The sequence below is a fragment of the Bosea sp. 124 genome (assembly GCF_003046175.1).
Lineage (GTDB): Bacteria > Pseudomonadota > Alphaproteobacteria > Rhizobiales > Beijerinckiaceae > Allobosea.
On the sequence record NZ_PZZM01000001.1, the window covers coordinates 4,803,729 to 4,828,720 of the forward strand.

A 24,992-nucleotide genomic window follows, 5' to 3' on the forward strand; every position below is an offset into this window, starting at 1 on the left:
GGTCCTGTAGGCCTCAAACTGCCTGCCGTGCCCGAAGCTGGTGCAAGGGCAGCAGAATTCTGAACGTCGTGCGGCGGGAGACGGATTCGCATTCGACGATCCCGCCGTGATCGCCGATCACCTTGGCGACAAGTGCAAGTCCAAGGCCACTGCCCTGTGCCTTGGTCGTGACGAAGGGATCGAACAGGTGCGGCAGCAGATCGGAGGGCACGCCCGGCCCGTTGTCGCGGATGCCGATCTCGAGCGGCAGCGCGATCCTGCCGGCCGATCCCGCGAGCTGCATGCGGATGCCCGGCCGGTAGGCGGTGGTCAGGGTGATCTCGCCGTCGATCGCATGGGTGCCGATTGATTCAGCTGCATTCTTGACCAGATTCAGTAGGACCTGGACGAGCTGGTCGCGGTTGCCGGAGACCGGCGGCAGCGAGGGATCGTAGATTTCGTTGAAGCGGATGTGCCGGGCGAAGCCCGACTGCGCCAGGCGTTTCACATGGTCGAGCACGTCATGGACGTTGACCGGATCGCGCTCGGTCGGGCGCTCGTCGCCGAACAGCTCGACCCGCTCGACGAGCTTCACGATCCGGTCGGTCTCGTCGCAGATGAGCTGGGTCAGGATGCGCTCTTCGTCCGGCACGGTCGCTTCGAGTAGCTGGGCAGCGCCGCGAATGCCCGAAAGCGGGTTCTTGATCTCATGGGCAAGCATGGCGCCGAGCGCCGTGATGGACCGGGCTGCCCCTCTATGGGTCAGTTGTCTGTCCATTTTTTCAGCAATTGTCCGTTCTTGCAGCATAAGTACGACGGTATCGCCGTGGCCGGGCAGCGGTGATGCAAAAACATCCACCACCCGATCGGCGCCGAGGCGCGGCGAGCCGAGGTCGAGCCGGTACTCGCTGACGCTGGAGCCGCGGCGTTGAACCTCCTCGACCAAGGCCAGCACGGGTGAGCCGAAGGCGATCAGGTCGTCGATGCGCTGGCGCTTCAGGACGACGGCGCTCGACTGGAAGAAATCCTCCGCGGCGGTATTGGCATAGAGGATGCCGTGGCCCTCGCCGATGACGACGACCGGCATCGGCAGGACGTTGAGGGCCTGCATCTCGATCGGATCGAGCAGGAACTCGTCCCTGCCTTTTCCGCCGCTCTCGGCGAACGCCATCGTCATACGCGTTACCCTTAATTCAGGCCGCAGCGCGGCTGCATTCATGGGAGAAAAGGCGGGTCAGCGCCTCGATCACCTGGCGCGGCTCGTCCGACGTCAGGAGCATGCGGCGCCGTTCCGGGTCGGGGGCGCCACCATTCTCGATCGCCTCGTCGGCATAGGCCGCCAGATGCTTGCGGGCGTGGCGCACGCCATGAGCCTGGCCCATCAGGCTCAGGAGTTCTTCATAGTGCTCCCGCGCAACAGAAAGCTTCTGCGCGAGCGTGAGCTGTGGCGCGGTCCGGCCGGCGAGCTCGGCGCCGACCGCCCCGACGAGCCAGGGCCGCCCGAGCGCAGCCCGGCCGACCATGACGAAATCCGCCCCCGACTGCGACAGGCAGGCGCGGGCGTCCGAGACATCGTGGATGTCGCCATTGGCGACGAGCGGAAAATCACCCGCGGCGCGAACCGCGTGGATTGCGGCCCAATCGGCCACTCCCTTGTAGAACTGCTGGCGGGTGCGGCCGTGCACGGTGATCATCTGCGCACCGGCGGAGACGGCCCGGCGCGCAAGTTCGGGGGCATTGCGCGAGGCATCGTCCCAGCCGAGGCGCATCTTGACCGTAACCGGGATCGTCACGGCGGCGACGGCGGCCTCGACCAGCGAAATCGCATGGTCGAGATCGCGCATCAGGGCGGAGCCAGCCCAGCCGCCCGTCACCTTCTTGGCCGGGCAGCCCATGTTGATGTCGATGATCGCGGCGCCGTTGGCCTCGGCCAGGCGCGCGGCCTCGCCGAGCCAGTGCGGATCGCAGCCGGCGAGCTGGACGACATGCGGCGAGACGCCGGCCCCTTCCGCCCGGATGCGCGCTTCCTCACTGCCGCGAACGAACTCGTCCGAGGCGACCATCTCCGAAACGACGAGACCGGCACCATAACGGGCCGCGATACGGCGCATCACGATATCGGTCACGCCCGACATCGGCGCCAGGAAAGCGGGTGAAAGGAGAGCATGCTGCGCCAGCCCCGCGAGACGCGAAGCACACATGTCAGAGCCTGAATATGAGGCAGCCTGCATTATGCATATTTATTAGACATTGCTGCAGGAGCGCAAGAGCGCTTGCGAAATATTGCACTGCGTCATTGCCGCACCCCTGCCGCACCGATGCCGCCGCGTTCGGGCTTGGCGATCCCATCTCCTGCGACTATCACCGAACCTCACTCAGGACCAATAGCCGTGGCCGCCGAACCAGATGACAGCACCGTGCCCGTCGCCGCGCTCCTGGTCGCCGCCGGCCGGGGCCTGCGCGCCGGAGGGGACGCGCCCAAGCAGTATCGCATGCTCGGAGGGCGACCTGTTCTTGGTCAGGCGCTGGCGCCGTTTTTGGCGCTGCCGGCGATCACGCGCATCAAGGTGGTGATCGGGGCCGGGGATGAGGCACGTTATGCCGACGCGATCGCCAGTATCGCCGACGACAGGCTGGCGCTGCCGACACCGGGCGGCGCGACGCGGCAGGACTCCGTCCGGCTCGGCCTCGAGGCGCTGGCGGAGGCAGGCTTCAACGGCGCCGTGCTGGTCCATGACGCCGCCCGGCCCTTCGTCTCCGCCGCGCTGATCGGCGCGGCGGTCGGGACGATCGGCCGCGACTGCGTCGCGGCGATCCCGGTGCTGCCCGTCACCGACACGATCAAGCGGATCGACGCCAGCGGCTGCATCGCCGAGACGCCGCAGCGCGACCGGCTGGTCAGCGTGCAGACGCCGCAGGCCTTCCGTTTCGACGCGCTGCTGGCGGCGCACCGTGCTGCCTTCGCGGCGGGGCGCGACGGCTTCACCGACGACGCCGCGCTGATGGAATGGGCCGGGCACCCGGTCGCGACCTTTCCGGGGGAGCCGTCCAATTTGAAACTGACCCATCCGGAAGACTTCGCCCGGGCCGGAGCGCCGGCCGGACGCGCACTCGTCGTGCGGGTCGGTACCGGCTACGATGTCCATGCCTTCGCGGACGGCGACCATGTCTGGCTGGGCGGCGTCCGGATCGCGCATGCGCGCGGCGTGCTGGCGCATTCCGACGGCGACGTGGCGCTGCACGCCCTGACCGACGCCCTGCTCGGCGCCCTGGCCGATGGCGACATCGGCACGCATTTCCCGCCGAGCGACCCGCAATGGCAAGGCGCCGCCTCGCACCGCTTCCTGAGTTTTGCCGCCGAGCGCGTCCGGCAGCGCGGCGGGCGCATCGATTTCCTCGACCTCACCATCGTCTGCGAGGCGCCCAAGGTCGGGCCGCATCGCGAGGCGATCCGCGAGACCATCGCTGCGGCGGCCGGACTTCGCATCGACCAGGTCGCGATCAAGGCGACGACATCCGAGCGGATGGGTTTCACAGGTCGGAAGGAGGGACTGGCAGCCCTCGCGACCGCGACGATCCGCCTGCCTGAAATCGATCCGCCTGCCTGAACCGGAGTAGCGCTCATGTTCGATCTGGATATCCGCTCGCTGGCGGCGGAGTTGCTCAACATCAGCCGGGAGCGCGGCATCACGGTCGCCACCGTCGAATCCTGCACGGGCGGCCTCGTCTGCGGCGCGCTGACGGCGATCTCGGGCTCGTCCAGCATGGTTGTCGGCGGGCTCGTCACCTATTCCAATGAGATGAAGACGCTGCTGGCCGGCGTGCCTGCCGCGTTGATCGCGGACCATGGCGCGGTCAGCGAACAGGTCGCGCGCGCCATGGCGGAGGGCGGACGAGACAGGCTTCACGCCAGGCTCGCCGTTTCGGTCACCGGCGTGGCGGGCCCTGACGGTGGCAGCGAGGTGAAGCCGGTCGGACTGGTCCATTTCGCCTGCGCGGCCCCGGGCGTGACCCTGCATCGCGAGAAGCGCTTCAAGGCCGTCGGCCGTGACGAGATTCGTCGGCTCAGCGTGCTCGAAGCGCTCGATCTGCTGCGGGAGGCGGCATTGACCGCCTGAACCCCGCCTCAGCGCGCGAACTTGCGCCAGATCGCCCCCATCACATCGGCATAGTCGTCACGCCAGGCGCGGGCGGTGCCCGGTCCGTCCTGCCGGACCCAGCCCTGATCCGCGGCAAGGGCGACATCCTCGGGCCGCCGCGCGACCAGGGCGACATGGGGCGAGAACTTCATCTGCGCCATCAGCTCGGGGGTCTGGCGCGACGGGCGGATCCATGTCGTCAGCCCCCGTGCGTGAGCGGTCGCGGTCACCACCGGGCCAAGCTCCATGTTGCGGTTGGAGATGTGGAACAGCACCGCCCCGTTCGGCTTCAGCTTGGCGAGATAGAGGCCGATCGCCTCCGTGGTCATCAGATGCGTCGGGATGGCATCCGACGAGAAGGCATCGACCACGATCAGGTCGAGCGAGCCGGCCGCGGCATCGGCGAGCGTCAGCCGGGCATCGCCGAGAACGAAGCGAGCCTCCGGGGCGCAGGCGCTGAAGAACCGGAAGCGCGCCGGGTCGGTCGCGATGCGCACGACCTGGGGATCGATCTCGTAGAAGGTCCAGTCCTCGCCAGGCAGCATCTGGCAGGCGAGCGAGCCCGTCCCGACGCCAATGGCTGCGACCGCTCCCAGCCGGCCGCCACGGGCCTGACGCACCGCGTCGATGCCGTCGGCGATGCCGCCCCCGGTGAAGTAATAGGTCAGCGGCTCAGGCCTGCCGATGACGGCAGAGCCGTCGTCATGGCGCAACCGCTGGGCACCGTGGACGGTGCTGCCATGGACGAGCGTGCGGAAGCGGCCATCCTGGATCTCGCTGATCCGGTTGACGCCGAAGAAGGACCTGACCGTGTCGGTGCGCTGTTGCTCCTTGACGATCAGCGTGGCGGACGCGGCCAACATCAGGCCGGCGAGCCCAACCTGCACGAGGCGCGGCAGCCGGAGCGTCAGGAAGCCCGGGCGGCAGAGCACGCCGGCGACGATCAGCATCGGATATTCGACGACCGAGTTGAAGATGGCCGGTGCGAGCAGGCCGCAGAACAGCCCGCCGAGCACGCCCCCGACCGACATCCAGAGATAGAACTGCGTCAGGTTCGCAGCATCGGGCCGCCGGCGCGCGAGTTCGCCATGCGCGACCATCGCCGTGGTGAAGAACAGGCCAAGATGCAAAGCGAGCTCGGCGCCCCAGCCCAGCTTCGGCTGAAAGAGCGTCCACAGCATGAAGCCCGCGAGGAAGACGAGCTGGGCATGCAGCATCCAGCCATGGCGCAGCAGAGGCTTGCGCTGGAAAACAATGACGAAAGTCAGCAGGAAGAGCGCGAGCGGCACGACCCAGAGCAGCGGCACCGAGGCGACGTCGGTCGAGACATGCGCCGTGACCGCGACGAGCAGCCCCGAGGGCACGAAGGCGAGCGCGACCCAGCCGAGCTTCTGCCGCGCCGGAATCGCCGTCTGGACGAGAGCCGCGTGAGAGCCAGCCAATGCGGAGGGCGAGCGACCGAGCCCGAGCCCGGCGCAGGCGGCGATGCCGGCCAGCAACAGGCCGAAGCCCCAGCTCCACGCAGCGGCCTGGACCGACAAGGTCAGGAAAGGCTCGACCAGGAAGGGATAGGCTATCAGCGCGAGAAAGCTGCCGATATTCGAGGCGGCATAGAGAAAATACGGATCGCCCGCATGGGCGTGGCCGGTGCGCGCGAACCAGGCCTGCAGCAGCGGCCCGTTGGCCGCGACCGCGAAGAACGGCAGGCCGACCGATGCCGCAAACAGCATGACCAGCCAGGGGATTTCGCCCTCCTGCGGCGGTCGCTCGAAGCCTGCGGCGATGCCGATCGGCAGTGCGACGAGCAGGACAAGCGCCATCAGCGTGATGTGGATCAGGGCGGCGCGCCGCACTGTGCAGCGGCTGACCAGCCAATGGGCGTAGCCGTAGCCGGCGAGCAGCACGGCCTGGAAGAAGACCATGGCGACCGACCAGACGCCGGGCGAGCCGCCGAGCCGAGGCAGCACCATCTTGGCGAACATCGGCTGGATGCCAAAGAGCAGGAAGGCGGAGAGGAAGATCGTCCCGGCATAGAGCGGCAGGGTCGTCGCCAGGCGGCGGGATTCCAGCCGGCTTCCGGCGTGTGTCGTCGGCGCGTCCATGCGAAGTCCCCAGGCGGTCGCGGGGACATTCGCAGCAAGAGCTTAAGGGGCAGTGACCGCGGTTCGCGCTGCGTCACCGCCATAGACCAGATCGGCCCGGCGCTCGAAGGCCTCGGCGAATTTGCGGAAGGCCTTGTCGAACATCGCCCCCATCAGCAGCCCGAGCATCCGGCTGGCGAACTCGTAGGAGATGAAGAAGCCGATCTCGCAGCCGGCCGGATGCGGCTTGAAGGTCCAGCGGTTCTCCAGATAGCGGAACGGCCCGTCGACATATTCGACGAGGATCTTGAGATTGTCCGGATCGAGCGTCACGCGGCTGGCGAAGGTCTCGCGGATCGCCTTGTAGCCGACGCTCATATCCGCCAGCAGCACCTCGCCGCCGCCTTCGCGGGGCGTCCTGCGGCGCACCGTCAGCCCCTCGCAGAGCGGCAAGAATTGCGGGTATTTCTCGACATCGGCGACGAGCGCGAACATCTGCTCGGGGCTGTGCTTCACCCGGCGGGTGTTGTTGAACATCGGCATGGCGGGCGCGGTCGCCTCAGCCGTTCTTGGCGGCGCGGGCCGCGCGCAGCCGCGCGAAATCCTCGCCGGCATGATGCGAGGAGCGCGTCAGCGGTGTCGATGACACCATCAGGAAGCCCTTCACATAGGCGATCGCCTCGAAGCCCTTGAACTCCTCGGGGGTGACGAAGCGGATCACCGCATGATGCTTGCGCGAGGGCGCGAGATACTGGCCGATCGTGATGAAATCGACATCGGCCGAGCGCAGATCGTCCATGAGCTGCAGAATCTCGTTCCGCTCCTCGCCGAGGCCGACCATGATACCGGATTTGGTGAAGATGGTCGGGTCGAGTTCCTTGACCCGCTGCAGCAGGCGCAGCGAATGGAAATAGCGCGCGCCGGGGCGAACCTTGAGATACTTGCCCGGCACCGTCTCGAGATTGTGGTTGAAGACGTCGGGCTTCGCGGCGACCACGACCTCGAGCGCGCCGGGCTTGCGCAGGAAATCGGGCGTCAGGATCTCGATAGTCGTGCCGGGCGAGGCCTTGCGGATGGCACGGATGACCTGCGCGAAATGCTCGGCGCCGCCATCCTTGAGGTCATCGCGATCGACCGAGGTGATCACGACATGCTCCAGCCCGAGCTTGGCCACCGCCTGCGCGACCTTCTGGGGCTCCAGTGCGTCGAGGGCTTGCGGCACGCCGGTCTTGACGTTGCAGAAGGCGCAGGCCCGCGTGCAGGTGTCGCCCATGATCATGAAGGTGGCGTGCTTCTTCTCCCAGCACTCGCCGATATTCGGGCAGCCAGCCTCCTCGCAGACCGTGACCAGCTTGTTTTCTTTGACGATCTTCTGGGTCTCGGCCCATTTCGGCGAGCCCGGCGCCTTGACCCTGATCCAGTCCGGCTTGCGCAGGATCGGGTTCTCGGGCCGCTTCTGCTTTTCCGGATGGCGCAGCTCCGCCGGCACGCCGGGGCCTTCCGCCTTCGGGTTGCCGATATTGGGTCGCGGGTCGCGATTGAGCAGGTCGAGGACGAGAGCCATCGGGACATATCCATCGCGGCGGCTCCAGGGCCGCCGCCCGTCCTCTAGCTAATCGTCCCGGCGCTGCAGGGCAACCTCGTGCGGCGATCCCCGATGCCGCGGCTCAGCTTCGTCCGCGACCGGCGTTCCAGATCACGATCACGACGACCGCGCCGGCAATCGCCGCCGCGAGCGTGCGCCAGAAGCCGAAGATCGGAATCTCCATGAGTTCGGCCAGCCGGCTGCCGAGGAAGGAGCCCGCGACACCGACGAGCATGTTGGTGAAAAGGCCGTGATCGGAGGATGTGATGCGTTCGGCGATCCAGCCCGCGAGCATGCCGATCAGGATCGTGGCGAAGAAGCCGTAGCCCGGTTGGGCCATCGTGGCGGCGAAATTTTCCATAAACCTATCCCCCAAAGCCGGGCGCCCCAGCCGAAACCAACGCGATCGCGCGTCCTGATAACGGGGACGATAGCACGCGGTTCCGTGGACTTCGCTGCGATCGGATCGTTGTGCAATCCGTTCGCCGAATCCAGCACTACGCGATGAACCGCGCCAGCAAAACGACGAGGATCGCGCCGATCACCGCCATGGCGGCCTCGTCGACGAAGGCATAGCCGGTGCGCACCTGCCAGCCGGTCAGCCTGACCAGCCCCTGCCCGACCAGCATGCCGAGCACGCCGACGACGGCATGGCGCAAAAGGCCGCCGCCGCCCACGACGAGGCTGGCGGCAAAGCCCGTGAGTGTGCCGAGTGCGACCGTCGGCGCGATCACGCGCCAGTCGAGCACGAGGCCGCGGCCCGGCGGGAGAATCTCGACCTTGTCGTCGGGGACGATGCGGTCGGCGTCGCGGGGTTTGCGGGTGCGTGGCGGCATGGACCGGATATAGGCCAAGCGCTGCGGAATGCTATCCCACGCCACGGGCTGGCAAAACCGCGCCGTCATCCCGGGCGCAGCGAAGCGGAGACCCGGGATCCATTCCGGAACAGTTCAGGAATGGATCCCGGATCGGCGCCGCTTCGCGGCTTGTCCGGGATGACCGGCGTGTTTCAAAGCAGCGCCGAGAGCTGTCTCAGGCGTTCAGCACCTTGCCATAGGCATCGAGCACGCTTTCCTTCATCGTCTCCGACAGAGTTGGATGCGGGAAGATCGTGTGCATCAGCTCTTCCTCGGTGGTCTCGAGGTTCATCGCGACGACGAAGCCCTGGATCAGCTCGGTGACTTCCGCGCCGACCATATGGGCGCCGAGCAGCTTGCCGGTCTTGGCGTCGAAGATCGTCTTGACGAGGCCTGAATCCTCGCCCAGCGCCACGGCCTTGCCATTGGCGACGAAGGGGAAGCGGCCGACCTTCAGCTCATGGCCAGCGGCTTTCGCCTTGGCCTCGGTCAGGCCGACGCTGGCGATCTGCGGGTGGCAATAAGTGCAGCCCGGGATCATCAGCTTGTCCATCTCATGCGGGTGCAAGCCCTTGATCGCCTCGACGCAGATGACGCCCTCATGCTCGGCCTTGTGGGCCAGCATCGGCGGGCCGGCGACGTCGCCGATGGCGTAGATGCCCTTGACGCTGGTGCGGCAGAGCCCGTCGATGGCGATGAAGCCGCGATCGGTCTTCACGCCCACCACCTCCAGGCCAATATTCTCGATATTGGCGACGACGCCGACGGCCGAGATCATCCGGTCGGCAGTAATGGTCTGCTTGCCGCCCTTCTCGTCCTCGATATGGGCGGTGATCGAATCCGCGCCCTTCTCGACCTTGGTGACCTTGGCGCCGGTCAGGATCTTCATGCCCTGCTTCTCGAAGGCCTTTCGCGCGAAGGCGCCGATCTCGGCATCCTCCACGGGAACGACCTGCGACATCACCTCGACGACCGTCACCTCGACGCCCATCGTGCGGTAGAACGAGGCGAACTCGATGCCGATGGCGCCCGAGCCCATGACGAGCAGCGATTTCGGCATTTTTGGGGGCGTCATCGCCTCGAAATAAGTCCAGATCAGCTTGCCGTCCGGCTCCAGCCCCGGCAGCGCGCGGGGCCGGGCGCCGGTCGCGACGATGATGTGATCGGCGGTATAGGTGCCCTCGCCCTTGGCGTTCTTGGGCGGCGGCACCTGCGGCTGCATCGCCGGCTTCTTGGTCGGCGCCACGACGATTGTGCCGGGCTTGGTCAGCTTGGCCTCGCCCCAGATCACGTCGACCTTGTTCTTCTTCATCAGGAACTGGACGCCGTTGTTCATCCGGGCCGCGATGCCGCGCGAGCGCTTCACGATGGCGTCGAGATCCGCCTTGAACGTGCCTTCCAGCACGAGGCCGTAATCCTTGGCGTGCTGGCTGTAGTGCAGGATCTCGGCCGAGCGCAGCAGCGCCTTGGTCGGGATGCAGCCCCAGTTCGAGCAGATGCCGGCGAGATGCTCACGCTCGACGATGGCGGTCCTGAAGCCGAGCTGTGCCGCCCGGATCGCCGCGACATAGCCGCCTGGGCCGGAGCCGATGATGATGATGTCGTAGTCAGCCATGAGTCACCTGAGCTCCTCCCCTCCCCCTTGTGGGGAGGGGCTGGGGGTGGGGGGCGACGGACAGCATTCGAGCTGTCCGGATAAAGCGGCGAAGATCGTGTCGACCACCATCTCCGCCTCGATCATGATCTGCCGGTTGGTGAAGCGCAGGACGTGATAGCCGTTGCGCTCGAGCCAGGCGGTTCGGTCGGCGTCGTAGACGAGCGCCGCGTTGGTTCCGTGTTGATCGCCGTCGACCTCGATAATGAGCTTGGCGGCGAGACAGACGAAATCCGCAACGTAAGGCCCGAGCGCGACCTGCCGGCGGAAGTGACTGTCGTTGTGGGGGAGACGCTTGCGCAGCAGCGTCCAGAGGCGTTCTTCCGGATCGGTCAGGCTATGGCGGAGCTTGGGAGCATTTCGCTGAGCGGCCGGTGTCGCGACCTTTGGGCGATCTCGCAAGAACCGCATCGCACTTCTCTCGATTGTGAAGTCTGGCTTTCCGCCCCCCGCCCTTCCCCTCCCCACGAGGGGGAGGGGTTAGGCCGAGGTATCGCCGCATCATCATGGGCCTTGGCGCTGACTAAACCAGCATCGCCATCGGCTTCTCGATATAGCCCTTGAAGGCCTGCATCAGCTCGGCGCCGAGCGCCCCATCCACGGCGCGGTGATCGGTCGAGAGCGTCACCGACATGATCGTCGCGATCGCCAGCGCACCGTTCTTGACCACGGCGCGCTGCTCGCCGGCGCCGACCGCCAGGATCGTCGCATGCGGCGGGTTCACGATGGCAGCGAAGTCCTTGACGCCGAACATGCCGAGATTCGAGACCGCCGTGGTGCCGCCCTGATACTCCTCGGGCTTGAGCTTGCGGTTCTTGGCGCGGGCCGCCAGGTCCTTCATCTCGTTGGAGATCTGCGAGAGCGTCTTGTGGCAGGCATCGCGGATCACCGGCGTGATCAGGCCGCCGGGGATCGAGACCGCGACGCCGACATCGGCGTGCTTGTGCTTGAGCATGGTGTTCTCGGTCCAGCTCACATTGGCCTCGGGCACCGCACGCAGCGACAGAGCGATCGCCTTGATCACCATGTCGTTGACCGAGAGCTTGTAGGCCGGCTTGCCGTCCTTCTCGGGCGCGGCGGCGTTGAGCTCGGCGCGCAGCTTCAGCAGCGCGTCCAGCTCGCAATCGATCGTCAGGTAGAAATGCGGGATCGTCTGCTTGGATTCGAGCAGGCGGCGCGCGATCGTCTTGCGCATGCCGTCATGCGGCACTTCCTCATAGGAATCGGGCGCGAACAGCTTCTTGATCGTCTCGTCCGACATGCCGGCCGCGAGCGGTGCGGCAGCGGGCTTGGCCGCAGGAGCCGAAGTCGGCGCGGCAGCAGGCGCGGCCCTGGCACCGCCGCCGGCTTTCGCGGCCTCGATGTCCTTCTCGACGATGCGGCCATGCGGGCCCGAGCCCTGCACCTTCGCGAGGTCGAGCCCGGCTTCCCTGGCAAGGCGACGCGCCAGCGGCGAGGCGAAGGAGCGCTCGCCGGAGGCCGAAGCAGGCGCGGACGCGGCGGGAGCAGCGGCAGGCGCAGCCGGAACGGCGGCGGCCGGTGCAGCGGCGGCGGCTGCAGTCTTGGGCGCCTCGGCCTTGGGAGCCTCAGCCTTCGCTGGCGCAGACGCTGCCTTCACATCCTCGCCCTCGGCGGCGATCACGCCGATGATCTCGTTGACCGCGACATCCGCCGTCCCCTCGGCGACGACGATCCTGGCTAGAATGCCCTCGTCGACGGCCTCGACTTCCATCGTCGCCTTGTCGGTCTCGATCTCGGCGATGATGTCGCCCGACTTGATCGAGTCGCCTTCCTTCTTCAGCCACTTGGCGAGATTGCCCTTCTCCATGGTGGGGGAGAGCGCAGGCATCAGGATGTTCACGGGCATGGCTGGAGGCTCGCTTTTTCCAAGGCGATGAGCAGCAGGCGGCGGGCGAGGCCCAAACCGAAGCTGAGAGAAACGAGGACGAAGGCGACGTAGTCGAGATGCTCGAGCGCAGTCCCGGCCAGCGTGGCACCCCTCATCAATTCCGGAGCGAAGGCCTGCATCGTCTCCGGCACCAGCGACAGGGCGCCTCCGCCGGCCAGGATGAAGGCGATGAGATCGATACGGTGCAGCTCGAGGCGGGCGCGGGTCAGATGCGGCGGTGTCAGCGGCCGGGGTGCGAGACTTTCCTTCGGCCGGAAATAGGCAACGGCACCCGACGCACCGGCCGCAGCCAGGCCAACCGAAGCGAACATGGCTCCGATCGTGACCGCGGCCATCGCATCAGGCCCTGTAGCAGACGGCCTTGGCCGCCGCGATGACCTCGCCGACATTCGGTAGCGCCAGCTTTTCGAGGTTGGCGGCATAGGGCATCGGCACGTCCTTGCCGGTGACGCGGGCGACCGGCGCGTCGAGATAGTCGAACGCCGCCTCCATGATCTTCATGCCGATCTCGGCGGTGACGCCGGATTGCGGGAAGCCCTCCTCGACGGCGACGCAGCGATGGGTCTTCTGCACGGAAGCGATGACCGTCTCGATGTCCATCGGGCGGATCGTCCTGAGATCGATGACCTCGGCCTCGATGCCTTCCTTGGCCAGCGCCTCGGCGGCAGCCAGCGCATAGGTCATGCCGATGCTGAAGGAGACGATGGTGACATCGGTGCCCGGCCGCACGACCTTGGCCTTGCCGATCGGGACCAGGACATCATCGCCCTTGGGCACGTCGAAATGGCGGCCGTAGAGGATCTCGTTCTCGAGGAAGATGATCGGGTTGGGATCGCGGATCGCGCTCTTGAGCAGGCCCTTGGCGTCCGAGGCGCTGTAGGGCGCCACGACCTTGAGGCCGGGCACATTGGAGTACCAGGCGGCGTAGTCATGGCTGTGCTGGGCGCCGACGCGGGCGGCCGCGCCGTTGGGGCCGCGGAACACGATGGAAGCGCCCATCTGACCGCCGGACATGTAAAGCGTCTTGGCGGCGGAGTTGATGATCTGGTCGATCGCCTGCATGGCGAAGTTGAAGGTCATGAACTCGACGATCGGCTTCAGGCCCGTGAGGGCTGCGCCAACGCCGATGCCGGCAAAGCCATGCTCGGTGATCGGGGTGTCGATGACACGCTTGGGTCCGAACTCCTGCAGCAACCCCTGCGTGACCTTGTAGGCGCCCTGATATTCGGCAACTTCCTCGCCCATGACGAAGACATCGCCATCGCGGCGCATCTCCTCGGCCATGGCGTCGCGCAGTGCCTCGCGGACGGTCATGCTCACCACCTCGGCACCGGCCGGAAACTCGGACGAGGCGTCGTATGATTTCGCCTGTGCCGGCACGGTCGCAGGTGCGGCGACGGCCGGGGCTTCCGCGACAGGCGCGGGCCTGGCCTCGGGCTCCGCAGCCTTGGCAGCGGCTTTCGGCGCCGAGGCTGTGGAGACATCCTCGCCCTCGGCGGCGATCACGCCGATCGGCGTGTTGACCGCGACGTTCTCGGTGCCATCGGCGATCAGGATCTTCGCCAGGATGCCCTCGTCGACCGCCTCGACCTCCATGGTCGCCTTGTCGGTCTCGATCTCGGCGATGATGTCGCCGGCCTTGACGGTGTCGCCCTCGGCTTTCAGCCATTTGGCGAGCTTGCCCTGCTCCATGGTGGGCGAGAGAGCTGGCATGAGAATATCGATCGGCATGAACGCACCCGGATTTCGGAGAAGACGCGGGACTTGGGGAACGGCCCGGACGGGCCGCAGGCACGGCGGCGGGGCGCTCAGGCCCGCGCCGTCTCCAGCGTGATGTCGGTCCAAAGCTCCGACGGATCGGGCTCGGGATCATGGGTCGCGAACTCGGCCGCGTCGTTGACGATCTCACGGACTTTCGCGTCGATCGCCTTCAGCTCGTCCTCGCCGACCTTGAACTCGCGGGTGAGACGCCCCCTCACCTGCTCGATCGGGTCGTGCTCCTCGCGCATGCGCTGGACCTCGTCCTTGGAGCGGTATTTGGCAGGGTCCGACATCGAATGGCCGCGATAGCGGTAGGTCTGCATCTCGAGGATGTAGGGGCCCTTGCCGCTGCGGGCATGCTCGATGGCGCGGTTGGCGGCGTCGCGCACGGCGCGGACGTCCATGCCGTCGACCTGCTCGCCGGGAATGCCGAAGGAGAGGCCGCGGCGGGAGAAGTCGGTCTGCGCCGAGGCTCGGTTGACCGAGGTGCCCATGGCGTAGCGATTGTTTTCGATCACGAACACGACCGGCAGCTTCCAGAGCTGGGCCATGTTGAAGCTCTCATAGACCTGGCCCTGATTGGCCGCGCCATCGCCGAAATAGGCCATCGAGACCCGGCCGTCGGCGCGATACCAGTTCGCGAAGCCGAGCCCGGTGCCGAGCGAGACCTGCGCGCCGACGATGCCATGGCCGCCATAGAAGTTCTTCTCGCGGGAGAACATGTGCATGGAGCCGCCCTTGCCGCGGGAGTAGCCCCCTTGCCGGCCGGTCAGCTCCGCCATCACGCCGCGCGATTCCATACCGCAGGCCAGCATGTGGCCATGGTCGCGATAGCCGGTGATGACCTGATCGCCGTCCTTGGAGGCCATCTGCATGCCGATGACGACCGCTTCCTGGCCGATATAGAGGTGGCAGAAGCCGCCGATCAGGCCCATGCCATACATCTGGCCGGCCTTCTCCTCGAAGCGGCGGATCAGCAGCATCTCGCGATAGGCGTGCAGTTCCTCGTTCTTGCTGAAGACCGGAACATTGCTGGGCGCGGCGCCTGGCGCTCTCTCGCTTCCTGACTTGGCGCTTCCCGACTTTGCGGAGCGCGTCTTCGCCGGCTTTGCGGCGGCCTTGGCTTGGGCGGGAGCTTTTGTCTTGCGCGCGGCAACGGCCATCGGCGGTCCTCCAGGATCATTCGACCTTGGTTGTAGAGGATCGCAAAACCCTTGGCGAGGAGGCTATCTCGCATTGCAGCATGATCTAAGTTGTTGGTAAAACTTAGATTTAGAAAATTAACTTGATTCCAGTTAATCGATACGATCGGGACTATTTGCCGGCGTCTCCGCCGTCTTTCAGCGCCCCATAAGGATGACGTCGTTGCGATGGACCCGGCCGAGGCTGTCGCGGGCGCGCTCTTCGAGCACGTCGCGATCGACCGCTTCGTCGCGGACGAGCGCGAGGCGTTGCTCCCAGATCTTGCGCTCGGCGGTCAGGCCGGCGAGTTCGGCCTCCATCTCGCGCAGCGAGCCCTGCAGGGTGTCGCGCGCCTCCAGGCCGCGCGCGCCATGCTGGGCGTGGAACATGAAATAGCTCACGGCCGCGCCCGACACGAGGTAGAGCGCGAGTGTGACGAGGACGGATCTGACGCCGCGGCGGATGACCATGCCGAAAGCGTTATGCCGCCTTGGTTGAGGACTGGTTAACGCGCAGGCCTCTTAACGCGCAGGCCTCGTGACCGCGACGGAACCGTCGACCGACGCCGCCACGCCCTGCGCGATCGCGGCCAACTCTGCTTCCATCCGGCGCGCGATCGGGAGCCGGAAATGCACCCGGTCCCAGTAGTTGTCGTCCCGCCGCGTGATCGGCGAGCCGATGGCGTAGTCGACCAGAATCGCGCCGTGCCGCGCGGCCACCGCGGCGAGTTCGCTCTTGCAGGCGGCGTAGCGCTGTCCGTCGGCCGTGCCCTCGCGCGGCATCATCGCGTAATGGGCCGGGGGCAGCACGAGCATCGTCTTGGTTCCTGGCGGGAAACGCGACAGAGCCTGATCGAGCCAGGCCAGCGCCGGATAGCGCCACCCTGCCCGCTCCCCGGCGCCGACCGTCTCGGCCGGCACGAGCGGCGCCGGATCGGGCGCGAGGCCGCCCCGATCCGCATACAGGTGCATACGGGCGCGAGCGACATCGTAGAGCGCCTCCGGCGGCGTGAAGACCTCGTAGCCGTCGCCGCGGATGCGTTCCTTCATGAAGCCAAGGCGATGGGCCAGCAGCCGGGCTGCGATTTCGAGCGTGGTGAGGTTCATCAATTGCGGCCAGTCGCGCCAGCCGATCTCGTCATAGAGCCAGGGCGGGAAGGACCGCGGCGTCAGACGCTTGCCCGGGTCGGTCGCATCCGGCGCACACCACAGGCTGTCGATCCCCCACAGGACGGCTCTGGGCGCCGCGACCTGGCCGGCGAAAAGCTGCGCCATCTGGAGCTGCTCCCAGGGCGTGGCCGCATTCATCGCCAGATTCGCGAAGCCCCCGCCGATCCCGTGTGAGAGTGTGGCCGGATCGAGCAGCCGCATCGTCGAGGTGCCGAAGACGGCAGAATCGAACGCGCCCGAGCGCACGAGCTGCGGATACATGTAGCGCTGGTTGATATCCATGATCGGGCGCGGAGCCTGTCCGTGCCGGACGCGCAGGCCGAACGGGTCGAGCGCCGCCGCAAAGCCCCACAGCACCATCATGACCGCCAGCGCCGCCATCAGGAACCATCCGGTCCAGCGCATCCAGGCGCTCTGCACGCGCGATTCCGCTGCCGCGCTCATGCCGGCACGGCCCTGCCCCGCCGCTTCCAAACCATCATGATCCTGTCCGGAGGATTCCATCGCGGCGCTTCTGACACGGAAGCGATCACCGGAACAATGTTGACCAGCAGCCGGGGCGTCCGTATGTCAGCGCCGGTGAGGGCGGGTAGCTCAGTGGTAGAGCACGTGACTTTTAATCATGTGGTCGAGGGTTCGATCCCCTCCCCGCTCACCAAAAATACTGGAATTGCAATATCTTAGAGACAGGCGGCTGGTGATGGCCTTGTGTTACCCCAAAGGGGTAACACGCTGGCTTGTGAGTCCTCTGCGTGCGAGCATCGCGCCCCGGTCCCGCGTCAATTTGGCTTGAGCAGGCTATGGAAAATGGCTGTCCAGCACGAAACATGACCACTCGGTCGCGGCTAATCGCGCTCGCAGCGCAGAATTGTCTTTGGGAATTCGACGCACGGCCACATGAGCATCATTTGGCGGATCAGGCTCGTGGATTACTCTAATCAAGGCGCCAAAATTTGCGCAGGCTCTTTAATCTTTCCAACCCGGCCTATGACGTAGCCATCATTCTTGTGTGTCTTGAGACATTTTCGGAACATCTCAACAGAAGCCCTTAGACCTCCAGCAGGTTCCATATCGAAAAATTCGGACCACGTTGCCGAGAGGTATTCTTCATTAGGGCGATGAAGGAAAGCGTCTGGATTCACTCCTATTACCGCCATATCTTCATTGCGCCGAAGACTATTCTTTCGAACGTATCGTACCAGCGTCTGGTCGTCTTCCAGCGCTACGTTAAGCATTGGCGAACCAGCGCTGGGCCTCATAAGGTGCGAGTATCTGCGCGAGCCTTTGGACTCGGCACCTGCCGGCAGCGGTTTCGGTGCGCTCCCCTTCCGGAACGGCCACCGACCAAAGCAGCTCATCATCTTCAAGGCACTCAATCGTCAAGTGCCTATTGTCGAAGGTCCATGTCGCCACCAAGTTGCCCGCCGACGTGAGTCCCATACCCGGCCTTTTCGCCGGCTTTAAGTGCGTGGTCATCCGCAAAAAGGTAGTGAATGAGCTAAGCTTCGCCGGTTCATCTTGCTCGTCCCAGTCTTCGGCGTCATGAAGGAAGTCGAGATAGCCGAACAGCCTTTCGCGCCAATCGCCGCTAAGGTGCATCGCAACCTCGGCAGTTTTAATCTTCATTGCAGCCAATGCGTCGAACAGGCGCCGTTCGAGCTGCTCGCCATGGCCCACTGCTCGAATGGTCGGTTCGGGTCCTTTGGGCTGCTGAACGAGTGTGATGCTCGTTCCAGATGGCAGTGTGGGATTGATAAAAACTGCCTTGTTCAAATTGGTCGAAAGTGCTTGGGGCGAAACCACGGTCCCCTTGGCGGCCCAGTCAGGCAACCACGAAGATTTTTGGTCTTGATCTCGAAAAGGGGCTAAGGCGCTCATTATCTGAATAGCTCCCGCGCTTTATCTGTGATGAGCATCTCAAACATCTGATTCTTTGTGTCCCGCATTGTTGAGACAACAGCTCTTAATTCCTCTGCTCGGCCCGGAAGCGCCTCGGTACGTGCAACATCCATGTCCAATTGAAGCCCGCCGTGACCAACAAGCGGCGACGGGACCGTACTGACATTGACTGTAATTTGGCACTTTTGCTCGGGCCACGATGTCACGATATGACCGGCCTGCATCTGCGCTGGCGCAGGGAATCCGTTCGGCGTTTCCGGGAAAAGCCACACATATTCGCTCGGCAGGACAATTTCACCAGGAACGTCGATACGGTTGATGTACCGCACCCCAATTCTCGTCGGCAGCAGCAGTCCGGCAACACGCTTCAGTGCTTCCCAGGCATCGAAAAATTTCGGCTCGAAGACCTGCCAGCCTAGATATGGTGCGCGTCGAGAAACACTGATTTGGTTAGGCCTCAACTGAAGCATATCAGCTTGATCGACGCTGCTGGCCTTGAAGCCGAACGGGGAGACGTTCAGCTTGGCATTCGCGCCGTTGAACTCCACCTGAAAAATATTCTCCTCGTCGCGGAGCGGATAGCTTTCCTCCAGCCGCTTCGCCACCTTCGCGAGCTTATCCTTATCGATCGATTCGCCGAAGCGGATCTCAATGACGGCCTCCGTGATTGGCGGCACTTTATACGGCTGACTCATTCTCTTTGACCGCCTCGCGAAGGCGCCAACTTTACCAGCTCGGTGAGGATATCAAGCATTAAATGGGGAGCGCATCGACCATCCGGTAGGCATTGTCGAAGAATGCGTGTGTGCCCTCCAACCCAGGTCGCACGCAGCTCGATTCTTGCGCCAGCAGCCTTATGCTGACCGACCATCGACGAGCCTGCCGTTCGCGCGCGCCGTCAGCCGAGCCGGCGGACCGGCGGCAGGCCTTTCGTCGGGTGTCCCGGCGCAAGGCGACGATAGGCCCGGGAACCCGCCTCGCCGAGGCCGAGCGCGGGCCAGCCCGGATCAGCATAGGCGCCAAGCTCGTCGCAGCGGTGACGGGCGCGCTCGGCGTCTGATGTCGCATCGGCGCAGTGGGACACCTGGGAGCGCTGCCAGAAGGCCTGCGACGGAGAAGACGCAGCCAGGGCCGCCATCGCGAGCGCCAGCCTCAGCAAGGATTTTGCGACGCGACCAGGCTTCACCGGAAAACCGCCTCCATCCCAACAGGCCATCCCCGAATCGCGCAGCAAAATCTTGAATAAGCCTTAAGTCGAGTCGGCAGTGCCGTGCGGAACCGAATGTCGCGTCAGGGGTAGTCCCGTCATGAGATACGCGCATAATCGGGAGAAGATCGATGCGGACCAGGGTCGAGCACGCAGCACATGCCGGTGAGAACGACCGCGCGCGCTTCAGGATCGAGACGATCGAGGATTACGAACTCGCGACGCAGCGGATCGCCGCTCTCGACAGCGCGCCCCGGGGCGAGGAGGAAGACCGCGAGCGTGATGCCCTGATCGAGGCGGTCAAGCACTGGGACCGCAAGCACGACGACGCGACAGGCTGGAAGGACAGACCGTGAAAGAGCCCATCGTCATTCATACCGAGGAAGACTACGAGCGCGCCCAGCAGCGCGTCGAGGAGTTGAACGCCGCCGGGGAGAGTGGTGACAAGGAGCGCGAGCTGCAGGCGCTGGCCGAGGCGATGCTGGCTTTCGAACTCAGGCGCGACGACGCGCAGGACTGACGGCGCGCAGGCGAGCCGACAGAGAAGATTCCGGCAGAAAGGTCCGCAGCCCGAGCGCGCCTCTCGCCTCACATATCGTTGCTGGCGTTGAGATCTTCCGGTCGCATGCCCTCGTCGACCGGCCGGTGCGCCGAGCCGGGCTGGGCCGCGGCCCAGGCCGTGACGATCTCCGACAGGGCCTGTTCGCGTGTGAGCCCGGGCCGGTCGTCGCGAAGGTGGCGGTCCAGCGCCGCCAGTTCCGTGTCTTCGAGAAAGATCGTCACGGCGGTTGCGGACATCGGCGTGTTCCTTCGGGTCATGCAGTCCATTGCCAAACGAGGCGATCGGCGGCACCGGGCGATCGCCCGCCAAAATATTCATATCGCAAAACGGGCGTCCTGCGAAGGAACGTCGTGGATCATGATGCGTTCCGCACCTCATCGCCGCGCCCGGCAAGAACGAACCGCCGGGGAGGACCCTCGGCATGACGCGGGGGCTGGCGGCGCCATTGCGATTTTACAGCGCCGACCACGGTCAATGCCTCGTAGACCACGTTTCGTCCTCCGTCCGTGAAACAAACCTACGGTTTCTGCGTTTGATGTCCAAGCCGCCGCCATGCGGATACTTAAGGAGGACATCATGTTCAAACGTCATATTGTAGCGACATCGCTTGGGTTCGCGTTGCTGACCGCGACGGCCATCGCGCAGACCAGCGCGCCCTCGCCCAGCGCCCCCGCCGCCACGCCTGCTCCCGCCCCGGCAACGGAAACCGCCAAGGTTCCGCCGAACAATCTCGCGGGCCAGGGCAAGTGGCGCGCGACCAAGCTGATCGGCGTCGACATTTACGGCCCCGACGACAAGAAGGTCGGCGACATCACCGAGGTCCTGTTCGACAAGACCGGCAAGATCGAGATGGTGACGGTCGGCGTCGGTGGCTTCCTCGGCATCGGCTCGAAGGATGTCGCGATTCCGTTCGAGCAGGTGAACTGGAGCGAGCAGCCCATGGCTGTCGCGGCTCCGGCGCCGGCTCCCGCCGGTAGCGGCTCGGCCTCGGGTGGTGGCATGGCCACCTCCCCGGCTGCCTCGGCTCCGAAGGCTCCGATGATGTATCCCGATCACGGGAAGATCACGATGACCAAGGATCAGCTCACCAGCGCGCCCGCCGTGACCTATTCGGGCAGCTAGGCGCCTCCGCCGTTGTGAGTTGAGCTCTGTGTTTTGAGTCTCCGTGTTTTGAGTCTCGGCCCGCCTTCTCCGGAAGGCGGGCCGTTCGTTGTCCGGAGAGCGTCAGCCGCCAGCGACGCTATCGCCCTCAACGAGGCCATCTTCCTCGGCCAGGCCTGCCAGCAGCGGAATGACCGCCTCGGGCAGATCGTCGGCGATCAGCCCTTGACCCGCTCGCTCTCCTGCCCGGCCATGCAGCCACACGGCCGCACAGGCCGCCTCGAAAGCCGGCATGCCCTGGGCCAGAAGTCCTGCGACGAGGCCGCCGAGCACGTCGCCGGAGCCCGCCGTCGCCAGGGCGGCCGAGCCGGTCGTGTTGATCGCGGCGAGACCTTCCGGCGATGCGATCACCGTGTCTGGCCCCTTCAGGACGACGATCGCGCCGCTCGAGCGGGCCGCGCGACGGGCGCGCTCCAGTTTCGACGGCGCATCGGCGATCTCCGGGATGGTTCCGAACAGGCGCGCGAATTCGCCCTCATGCGGGGTCAGCACGCAAGGTGCGCCGCGCCGTCCGACGAGCCGGTTCAGGCCGGCGGCGCGGGCCGCCAGCACGGTCAGCGCATCGGCATCGAATACGGCGGGAACCCCCGCCCGCATGACGGCCATCACCGCCTCGCCGGCCGCTGCATCGAGCCCCAGCGCCGGCCCGATCAGGACCGCCGAAAGCCGCGGCTCGGCCAGCAGGCGGGCAAGCGCGTCCGGATCGGCCAGGGCTCGCTGCATCAGTGCATCGGGGCCGCGCGCGGCATGGGCTGCCAGCGCCTCGGGCTGGCAGGCGATGGTCGCGAGCCCCGCTCCGATCCGCAGCGCGGCGCGGGCGCCGAGCCGTGGCGCGCCAACGCCGGCAAGGCCACCCGCGACGACGAGCACCGCCCCGCGCCGGTATTTGTGGGTTTCCACGTCATGGCGGGGCCAGGCTGCGCGCCAGAGGGCCGGCGCATTGCGGAAGAGGGTCGGGGGCCGCGCCTCGCCGAAGACGAGCTCCGGCGCGATGCCGATATCAGCGCGTGTGACCGTCCCGCAGAGTCTCCGCCCCGGCTGGAGCAGATGGCCCGGCTTCAGCCGGAAGAAGGTGACTGTTTCGGTGGCGTGAACGACCTCGCCTTCGCTGCGCCCGCTGTCGCCGGACAGCCCGCTCGGGACATCGACCGCCACGACCGGCCGGCCCGACCGATTGACAGCGGCCACGAGCGCCGCGACCGCGCCCTCGAGCGGCCGGCTGAGCCCGGCGCCGAACAGCGCGTCGACGACGATATCGAAGGCGCCCGGCTGCAGGCCGGAAAGCGGCTCGACCGGCGCCGTCCAGCGCTGCGCCATCGCGGCCGCGTCGCCGGCGAGCCGGGAGCGTTCGCCCGCCAGGGCCAAAGTGACGCGCAGGCCGCGCTCGGCAAGCAGGCGAGCCGCGACGAAGCCGTCGCCGCCATTGTTGCCCGGCCCACACAGTACGAGGACGCTCGCGCCAGAGGCGACACGCCTGCCGACCGCATCGGCGACCGCGCGGCCGGCCCGCTCCATCAGCATGAGCCCCGGCGTCCCGGCCGCGATCGCGGCCCGGTCCGCCGCGGCCATGCCGGCAACGTCGAGCAAAGCGAGGTCTGTGTTTGCAAGTGCGCTCATCACGGCATCATCGGAGAGCCGTCGCATTGCGGCAAGCCAGAACGCCTCGAAGGCGATTTGCTTAGTTTTTAAGCATTTGATTATTCTATGATCTGTTTTCTGCCCTATCATCAGGCGCTTGGCATCCGCATGCCGCATAGCGGGAGGAATGCGCCGATGCTATGAGCAATCTAAGGATGTTTCGGTGCCGTCCCCGAGAGGCCGGCCCGGCCCTGTCGGGTGTGGGTCGGGCGCGACCGGGCCGGCAGATTTCAGGGGTTCCGGAGCTGTCCGGAATTCGGTTTGGCGCGCAAGGGAGGCCGGTCGGCGCATGAAGAAGATCGAAGCGATCATCAAGCCGTTCAAGCTGGACGAGGTGAAGGAAGCGCTTCAGGAGGTCGGCCTGCAGGGCATCACCGTTCTCGAGGCCAAGGGCTTCGGACGGCAGAAAGGCCACACCGAGCTCTATCGCGGCGCCGAATATGTCGTCGACTTCCTGCCCAAGGTGAAGATCGAGATCGTGCTCGCCGACGAGATGGTCGATGGCGCCATCGAGGCGATCATGAAGGCGGCCCAGACCGGGCGCATCGGCGATGGCAAGATTTTTGTATCGACGGTGGAGGGGGCGATCCGCATCCGCACCGGAGAAACCGGCGCGGACGCGATCTGAGGGCTCATCCCGACCCGAGAGTTCGGCGGCCCGGCGGTCAGGCGACCCCGCGGATCGTATGAGTTGAGAAACGACACAAGAGGAATTCTGAGATGAAGAACGCCAAGGATGTCCTGAAGGCGATCAAGGACAACGACGTCAAATATGTCGACTTCCGCTTCACCGACCCGCGCGGCAAGTGGCAGCATGTGACGTTCGACATCACCATGATCGACGAGGACATCTTCGCCGAGGGCACGATGTTCGACGGCTCCTCGATCGCCGGCTGGAAGGCGATCAACGAGTCCGACATGCTCCTGATGCCCGACCCGACGACCGCCGTGATGGATCCGTTCTTCTCGGCCGCGACGATGGTCATCACCTGCGACGTGCTCGAGCCGGCCACCGGCGAGCCCTATGGCCGCGATCCGCGCGGCATCGCCAAGAAGGCCGAGGCCTATCTCAAGTCGACCGGCATCGGTGACACCTGCTATGTCGGACCTGAGGCCGAGTTCTTCGTCTTCGACGACGTCAAGATTGCTGCCGACCCGTACAACACCGGCTTCAAGCTCGACAACGTCGAGCTGCCGACCAACGGCATGACCGAATATGAGGGCGGCAACCTCGGCCACCGCATCGCCACCAAGGGCGGCTACTTCCCCGTCCCGCCGCAGGATTCGGCGCAGGACATGCGCGGCGAGATGCTGGCTGCCATGGCCGCCATGGGCGCCAAGGTCGAGAAGCACCACCACGAGGTCGCTTCCGCCCAGCACGAGCTTGGCCTGAAGTTCGACACGCTGACGCTGATGGCCGACACGATGCAGGTCTACAAATACTGCATCCACAACGTCGCCCAGAGCTACGGCAAGACCGCGACCTTCATGCCGAAGCCGATCTATGGCGACAACGGCTCGGGCATGCACGTCCACCAGTCGATCTGGAAGGGTGGCAAGCCGACCATGGCCGGCAACAAGTACGCCGACCTGTCGCAGGAGTGCCTGTGGTACATCGGCGGCATCATCAAGCACGCCAAGTCCCTGAACGCCTTCACCAACCCGTCGACGAACTCCTACAAGCGCCTCGTCCCGGGCTATGAAGCCCCGGTGCTGCTGGCCTATTCGGCCCGCAACCGTTCGGCGTCCTGCCGTATTCCGTGGACGAACTCGCCCAAGGCCAAGCGCGTCGAAGTCCGCTTCCCCGATCCGATGGCGAACCCCTATCTCGCCTTCTCGGCCCTGCTGATGGCCGGCCTCGACGGCATCATCAACAAGATCGATCCGGGTCCGGCCATGGACAAGGACCTGTACGACCTGCCGCCGCGCGAGCTGAAGAAGATCCCGACGGTCTGCGGTTCGCTCCGCGAGGCGCTGGAGTCGCTCAAGAAGGACAACGCCTATCTCAAGGCCGGCGGCGTCTTCAACGACGACTTCATCGAGAGCTATATCGAACTGAAGATGCAGGATGTGATGCGTTACGAGATGACGCCGCACCCCGTCGAGTTCGCGATGTACTACTCCTACTGAGGATTTCGGCCGGCGAAACAGCCAGCCGCGAGCTTCCTCCCGACCGCGGTCTTTCGCGGTCCACCTGACCAACCGGGGC

The 24,992-nt window shown here is 65.7% G+C and carries 27 protein-coding genes and 1 tRNA gene; 8 read left to right on the plus strand and 20 right to left on the minus strand.

The genetic code is table 11. The features are described from left to right. Nucleotides 1–13: 13 nt before the first annotated feature. Together C8D03_RS22725 and dusB are read right to left on the minus strand one after the other, a co-directional pair. A complete protein-coding gene (locus C8D03_RS22725) occupies nt 14–1,090 on the minus strand; it encodes a two-component system sensor histidine kinase NtrB (RefSeq protein ID WP_108051920.1) in 1,077 nt (358 codons plus the stop codon). A gap of 82 nt (nt 1,091–1,172) precedes the next feature. Beyond that, the gene (gene dusB, locus C8D03_RS22730) at nt 1,173–2,180 is read right to left on the minus strand and encodes a tRNA dihydrouridine synthase DusB (protein WP_108049909.1); all 1,008 of its coding nucleotides are present in this window, start codon (nt 2,178–2,180) and stop codon (nt 1,173–1,175) included. A gap of 189 nt (nt 2,181–2,369) precedes the next feature. On the opposite strand from dusB, the gene C8D03_RS22735 reads away from it, so the two are divergent. Next, a complete protein-coding gene (locus C8D03_RS22735) occupies nt 2,370–3,587 on the plus strand; it encodes a bifunctional 2-C-methyl-D-erythritol 4-phosphate cytidylyltransferase/2-C-methyl-D-erythritol 2,4-cyclodiphosphate synthase (RefSeq protein ID WP_248308583.1) in 1,218 nt (405 codons plus the stop codon). Nucleotides 3,588–3,602: 15 nt separating this feature from the next. Beyond that, nucleotides 3,603–4,097, plus strand: a complete 495-nt coding sequence (locus C8D03_RS22740; protein WP_108049913.1) for a CinA family protein — start codon at nt 3,603–3,605, stop codon at nt 4,095–4,097. An 8-nt stretch (nt 4,098–4,105) separates the two neighbouring features. Here the strand turns inward: C8D03_RS22740 and C8D03_RS22745 are convergent, their stop codons facing one another. The 13 genes from C8D03_RS22745 to C8D03_RS22805 all read right to left on the minus strand — a co-directional run bounded on the left by C8D03_RS22745 (nt 4,106) and on the right by C8D03_RS22805 (nt 16,820). Next, nucleotides 4,106–6,220, minus strand: coding sequence for a fused MFS/spermidine synthase (locus C8D03_RS22745; protein WP_108049915.1), 2,115 nt, complete (start codon nt 6,218–6,220; stop codon nt 4,106–4,108). A 42-nt stretch (nt 6,221–6,262) separates the two neighbouring features. Next, the gene (locus C8D03_RS22750; RefSeq protein ID WP_108051921.1) at nt 6,263–6,742 is read right to left on the minus strand and encodes a type II toxin-antitoxin system RatA family toxin; all 480 of its coding nucleotides are present in this window, start codon (nt 6,740–6,742) and stop codon (nt 6,263–6,265) included. 16 nt (nt 6,743–6,758) lie between these two features. Further along, nucleotides 6,759–7,763, minus strand: a complete 1,005-nt coding sequence (lipA, locus tag C8D03_RS22755; RefSeq protein ID WP_108049917.1) for a lipoyl synthase — start codon at nt 7,761–7,763, stop codon at nt 6,759–6,761. 103 nt (nt 7,764–7,866) lie between these two features. Further along, nucleotides 7,867–8,145 carry a GlsB/YeaQ/YmgE family stress response membrane protein gene (locus C8D03_RS22760; protein WP_108049919.1) on the minus strand — a complete coding sequence of 93 codons (279 nt, stop codon included), beginning with the start codon at nt 8,143–8,145 and terminating at the stop codon, nt 7,867–7,869. Between the two features lie 136 nt (nt 8,146–8,281). Continuing rightward, nucleotides 8,282–8,620 (minus strand): GlsB/YeaQ/YmgE family stress response membrane protein, encoded by a 339-nt coding sequence (locus tag C8D03_RS22765; RefSeq protein ID WP_248308584.1) that lies wholly within the window; start codon nt 8,618–8,620, stop codon nt 8,282–8,284. A gap of 196 nt (nt 8,621–8,816) precedes the next feature. Then, complete coding sequence (lpdA, locus tag C8D03_RS22770) at nt 8,817–10,256, minus strand: dihydrolipoyl dehydrogenase (RefSeq protein ID WP_108049921.1); 1,440 nt, start codon at nt 10,254–10,256, stop codon at nt 8,817–8,819. Between the two features lie 3 nt (nt 10,257–10,259). Continuing rightward, the gene (locus C8D03_RS22775) at nt 10,260–10,697 is read right to left on the minus strand and encodes an endonuclease domain-containing protein (protein WP_181301185.1); all 438 of its coding nucleotides are present in this window, start codon (nt 10,695–10,697) and stop codon (nt 10,260–10,262) included. Between the two features lie 121 nt (nt 10,698–10,818). After that, nucleotides 10,819–12,162: a pyruvate dehydrogenase complex dihydrolipoamide acetyltransferase gene (locus C8D03_RS22780; protein ID WP_108049924.1), complete on the minus strand. Its 1,344-nt coding sequence runs from the start codon at nt 12,160–12,162 to the stop codon at nt 10,819–10,821. Next, nucleotides 12,153–12,515, minus strand: coding sequence for a hypothetical protein (locus tag C8D03_RS22785; RefSeq protein WP_146170264.1), 363 nt, complete (start codon nt 12,513–12,515; stop codon nt 12,153–12,155). Before C8D03_RS22785 ends, C8D03_RS22780 begins: the two co-directional genes overlap by 10 nt. 28 nt (nt 12,516–12,543) lie before the next feature. After that, nucleotides 12,544–13,935, minus strand: a complete 1,392-nt coding sequence (locus tag C8D03_RS22790) for a pyruvate dehydrogenase complex E1 component subunit beta (RefSeq protein WP_108049927.1) — start codon at nt 13,933–13,935, stop codon at nt 12,544–12,546. Nucleotides 13,936–14,012: 77 nt separating this feature from the next. Next, a complete protein-coding gene (pdhA, locus tag C8D03_RS22795; RefSeq protein ID WP_108049929.1) occupies nt 14,013–15,128 on the minus strand; it encodes a pyruvate dehydrogenase (acetyl-transferring) E1 component subunit alpha in 1,116 nt (371 codons plus the stop codon). 177 nt (nt 15,129–15,305) lie between these two features. Then, nucleotides 15,306–15,617, minus strand: coding sequence for an FtsB family cell division protein (locus tag C8D03_RS22800; RefSeq protein WP_108049931.1), 312 nt, complete (start codon nt 15,615–15,617; stop codon nt 15,306–15,308). Between the two features lie 51 nt (nt 15,618–15,668). Next, nucleotides 15,669–16,820 carry a hypothetical protein gene (locus C8D03_RS22805; protein ID WP_108049933.1) on the minus strand — a complete coding sequence of 384 codons (1,152 nt, stop codon included), beginning with the start codon at nt 16,818–16,820 and terminating at the stop codon, nt 15,669–15,671. A gap of 79 nt (nt 16,821–16,899) precedes the next feature. On the opposite strand from C8D03_RS22805, the gene C8D03_RS22810 reads away from it, so the two are divergent. Beyond that, nucleotides 16,900–16,974, plus strand: a tRNA-Lys gene (locus C8D03_RS22810). Between the two features lie 569 nt (nt 16,975–17,543). Here C8D03_RS22810 and C8D03_RS22815 read toward each other — a convergent pair. The 3 genes from C8D03_RS22815 to C8D03_RS22825 form a co-directional block, all read right to left on the minus strand. Beyond that, entirely contained in the window at nt 17,544–18,194 is a 651-nt protein-coding gene (locus C8D03_RS22815; RefSeq protein WP_146170265.1) for a hypothetical protein, read from the minus strand. Continuing rightward, a complete protein-coding gene (locus C8D03_RS22820; protein ID WP_108049937.1) occupies nt 18,194–18,910 on the minus strand; it encodes a TIGR04255 family protein in 717 nt (238 codons plus the stop codon). Before C8D03_RS22820 ends, C8D03_RS22815 begins: the two co-directional genes overlap by 1 nt. 203 nt (nt 18,911–19,113) lie before the next feature. Next, nucleotides 19,114–19,401, minus strand: coding sequence for a hypothetical protein (locus C8D03_RS22825; RefSeq protein WP_146170266.1), 288 nt, complete (start codon nt 19,399–19,401; stop codon nt 19,114–19,116). A 152-nt stretch (nt 19,402–19,553) separates the two neighbouring features. Here C8D03_RS22825 and C8D03_RS22830 point away from each other — a divergent pair, with 152 nt between their 5' ends. Continuing rightward, the gene (locus C8D03_RS22830) at nt 19,554–19,778 is read left to right on the plus strand and encodes a hypothetical protein (RefSeq protein ID WP_108049941.1); all 225 of its coding nucleotides are present in this window, start codon (nt 19,554–19,556) and stop codon (nt 19,776–19,778) included. After that, nucleotides 19,775–19,942 carry a hypothetical protein gene (locus C8D03_RS26550; protein ID WP_181301187.1) on the plus strand — a complete coding sequence of 56 codons (168 nt, stop codon included), beginning with the start codon at nt 19,775–19,777 and terminating at the stop codon, nt 19,940–19,942. Before C8D03_RS22830 ends, C8D03_RS26550 begins: the two co-directional genes overlap by 4 nt. Nucleotides 19,943–20,010: 68 nt before the next feature. Here C8D03_RS26550 and C8D03_RS22835 read toward each other — a convergent pair whose 3' ends face one another. Further along, nucleotides 20,011–20,220, minus strand: a complete 210-nt coding sequence (locus tag C8D03_RS22835; RefSeq protein ID WP_248308585.1) for a hypothetical protein — start codon at nt 20,218–20,220, stop codon at nt 20,011–20,013. 340 nt (nt 20,221–20,560) lie between these two features. Between C8D03_RS22835 and C8D03_RS22840 the strand changes: the two genes are divergently transcribed. Further along, nucleotides 20,561–21,106 carry a PRC-barrel domain-containing protein gene (locus C8D03_RS22840; protein WP_146170267.1) on the plus strand — a complete coding sequence of 182 codons (546 nt, stop codon included), beginning with the start codon at nt 20,561–20,563 and terminating at the stop codon, nt 21,104–21,106. 102 nt (nt 21,107–21,208) lie between these two features. Here the strand turns inward: C8D03_RS22840 and C8D03_RS22845 are convergent, their stop codons facing one another. Further along, nucleotides 21,209–22,762, minus strand: coding sequence for an NAD(P)H-hydrate dehydratase (locus tag C8D03_RS22845; protein WP_108051924.1), 1,554 nt, complete (start codon nt 22,760–22,762; stop codon nt 21,209–21,211). Nucleotides 22,763–23,072: 310 nt separating this feature from the next. Here C8D03_RS22845 and C8D03_RS22850 point away from each other — a divergent pair, with 310 nt between their 5' ends. Further along, nucleotides 23,073–23,411 carry a P-II family nitrogen regulator gene (locus tag C8D03_RS22850; RefSeq protein WP_066724541.1) on the plus strand — a complete coding sequence of 113 codons (339 nt, stop codon included), beginning with the start codon at nt 23,073–23,075 and terminating at the stop codon, nt 23,409–23,411. Nucleotides 23,412–23,503: 92 nt separating this feature from the next. Next, complete coding sequence (gene glnA, locus C8D03_RS22855) at nt 23,504–24,913, plus strand: type I glutamate--ammonia ligase (protein ID WP_108049945.1); 1,410 nt, start codon at nt 23,504–23,506, stop codon at nt 24,911–24,913. The last annotated feature ends 79 nt before the right edge of the window (nt 24,914–24,992 follow it).

Excerpts from the sequence above, each read along its gene's own strand:
- C8D03_RS22725 (WP_108051920.1), bottom strand. The coding sequence starts at position 1,090 with ATGCAGGCCCTCAACGTCCTGCCGATGCCGGTCGTCGTCATCGGCGAG.
- dusB (WP_108049909.1), bottom strand. The coding sequence starts at position 2,180 with ATGTGTGCTTCGCGTCTCGCGGGGCTGGCGCAGCATGCTCTCCTTTCA.
- C8D03_RS22740 (WP_108049913.1), top strand. The coding sequence starts at position 3,603 with ATGTTCGATCTGGATATCCGCTCGCTGGCGGCGGAGTTGCTCAACATC.
- C8D03_RS22745 (WP_108049915.1), bottom strand. The coding sequence starts at position 6,220 with ATGGACGCGCCGACGACACACGCCGGAAGCCGGCTGGAATCCCGCCGC.
- C8D03_RS22750 (WP_108051921.1), bottom strand. The coding sequence starts at position 6,742 with ATGCCGATGTTCAACAACACCCGCCGGGTGAAGCACAGCCCCGAGCAG.
- lipA (WP_108049917.1), bottom strand. The coding sequence starts at position 7,763 with ATGGCTCTCGTCCTCGACCTGCTCAATCGCGACCCGCGACCCAATATC.
- C8D03_RS22760 (WP_108049919.1), bottom strand. The coding sequence starts at position 8,145 with ATGGAAAATTTCGCCGCCACGATGGCCCAACCGGGCTACGGCTTCTTC.
- C8D03_RS22765 (WP_248308584.1), bottom strand. The coding sequence starts at position 8,620 with ATGCCGCCACGCACCCGCAAACCCCGCGACGCCGACCGCATCGTCCCC.
- lpdA (WP_108049921.1), bottom strand. The coding sequence starts at position 10,256 with ATGGCTGACTACGACATCATCATCATCGGCTCCGGCCCAGGCGGCTAT.
- C8D03_RS22780 (WP_108049924.1), bottom strand. The coding sequence starts at position 12,162 with ATGCCCGTGAACATCCTGATGCCTGCGCTCTCCCCCACCATGGAGAAG.
- C8D03_RS22785 (WP_146170264.1), bottom strand. The coding sequence starts at position 12,515 with ATGTTCGCTTCGGTTGGCCTGGCTGCGGCCGGTGCGTCGGGTGCCGTT.
- C8D03_RS22790 (WP_108049927.1), bottom strand. The coding sequence starts at position 13,935 with ATGCCGATCGATATTCTCATGCCAGCTCTCTCGCCCACCATGGAGCAG.
- pdhA (WP_108049929.1), bottom strand. The coding sequence starts at position 15,128 with ATGGCCGTTGCCGCGCGCAAGACAAAAGCTCCCGCCCAAGCCAAGGCC.
- C8D03_RS22800 (WP_108049931.1), bottom strand. The coding sequence starts at position 15,617 with ATGGTCATCCGCCGCGGCGTCAGATCCGTCCTCGTCACACTCGCGCTC.
- C8D03_RS22805 (WP_108049933.1), bottom strand. The coding sequence starts at position 16,820 with ATGGAATCCTCCGGACAGGATCATGATGGTTTGGAAGCGGCGGGGCAG.
- C8D03_RS22815 (WP_146170265.1), bottom strand. The coding sequence starts at position 18,194 with ATGAGCGCCTTAGCCCCTTTTCGAGATCAAGACCAAAAATCTTCGTGG.
- C8D03_RS22820 (WP_108049937.1), bottom strand. The coding sequence starts at position 18,910 with ATGAGTCAGCCGTATAAAGTGCCGCCAATCACGGAGGCCGTCATTGAG.
- C8D03_RS22830 (WP_108049941.1), top strand. The coding sequence starts at position 19,554 with ATGCGGACCAGGGTCGAGCACGCAGCACATGCCGGTGAGAACGACCGC.
- C8D03_RS22835 (WP_248308585.1), bottom strand. The coding sequence starts at position 20,220 with ATGTCCGCAACCGCCGTGACGATCTTTCTCGAAGACACGGAACTGGCG.
- C8D03_RS22840 (WP_146170267.1), top strand. The coding sequence starts at position 20,561 with ATGTTCAAACGTCATATTGTAGCGACATCGCTTGGGTTCGCGTTGCTG.
- C8D03_RS22845 (WP_108051924.1), bottom strand. The coding sequence starts at position 22,762 with ATGAGCGCACTTGCAAACACAGACCTCGCTTTGCTCGACGTTGCCGGC.
- C8D03_RS22850 (WP_066724541.1), top strand. The coding sequence starts at position 23,073 with ATGAAGAAGATCGAAGCGATCATCAAGCCGTTCAAGCTGGACGAGGTG.
- glnA (WP_108049945.1), top strand. The coding sequence starts at position 23,504 with ATGAAGAACGCCAAGGATGTCCTGAAGGCGATCAAGGACAACGACGTC.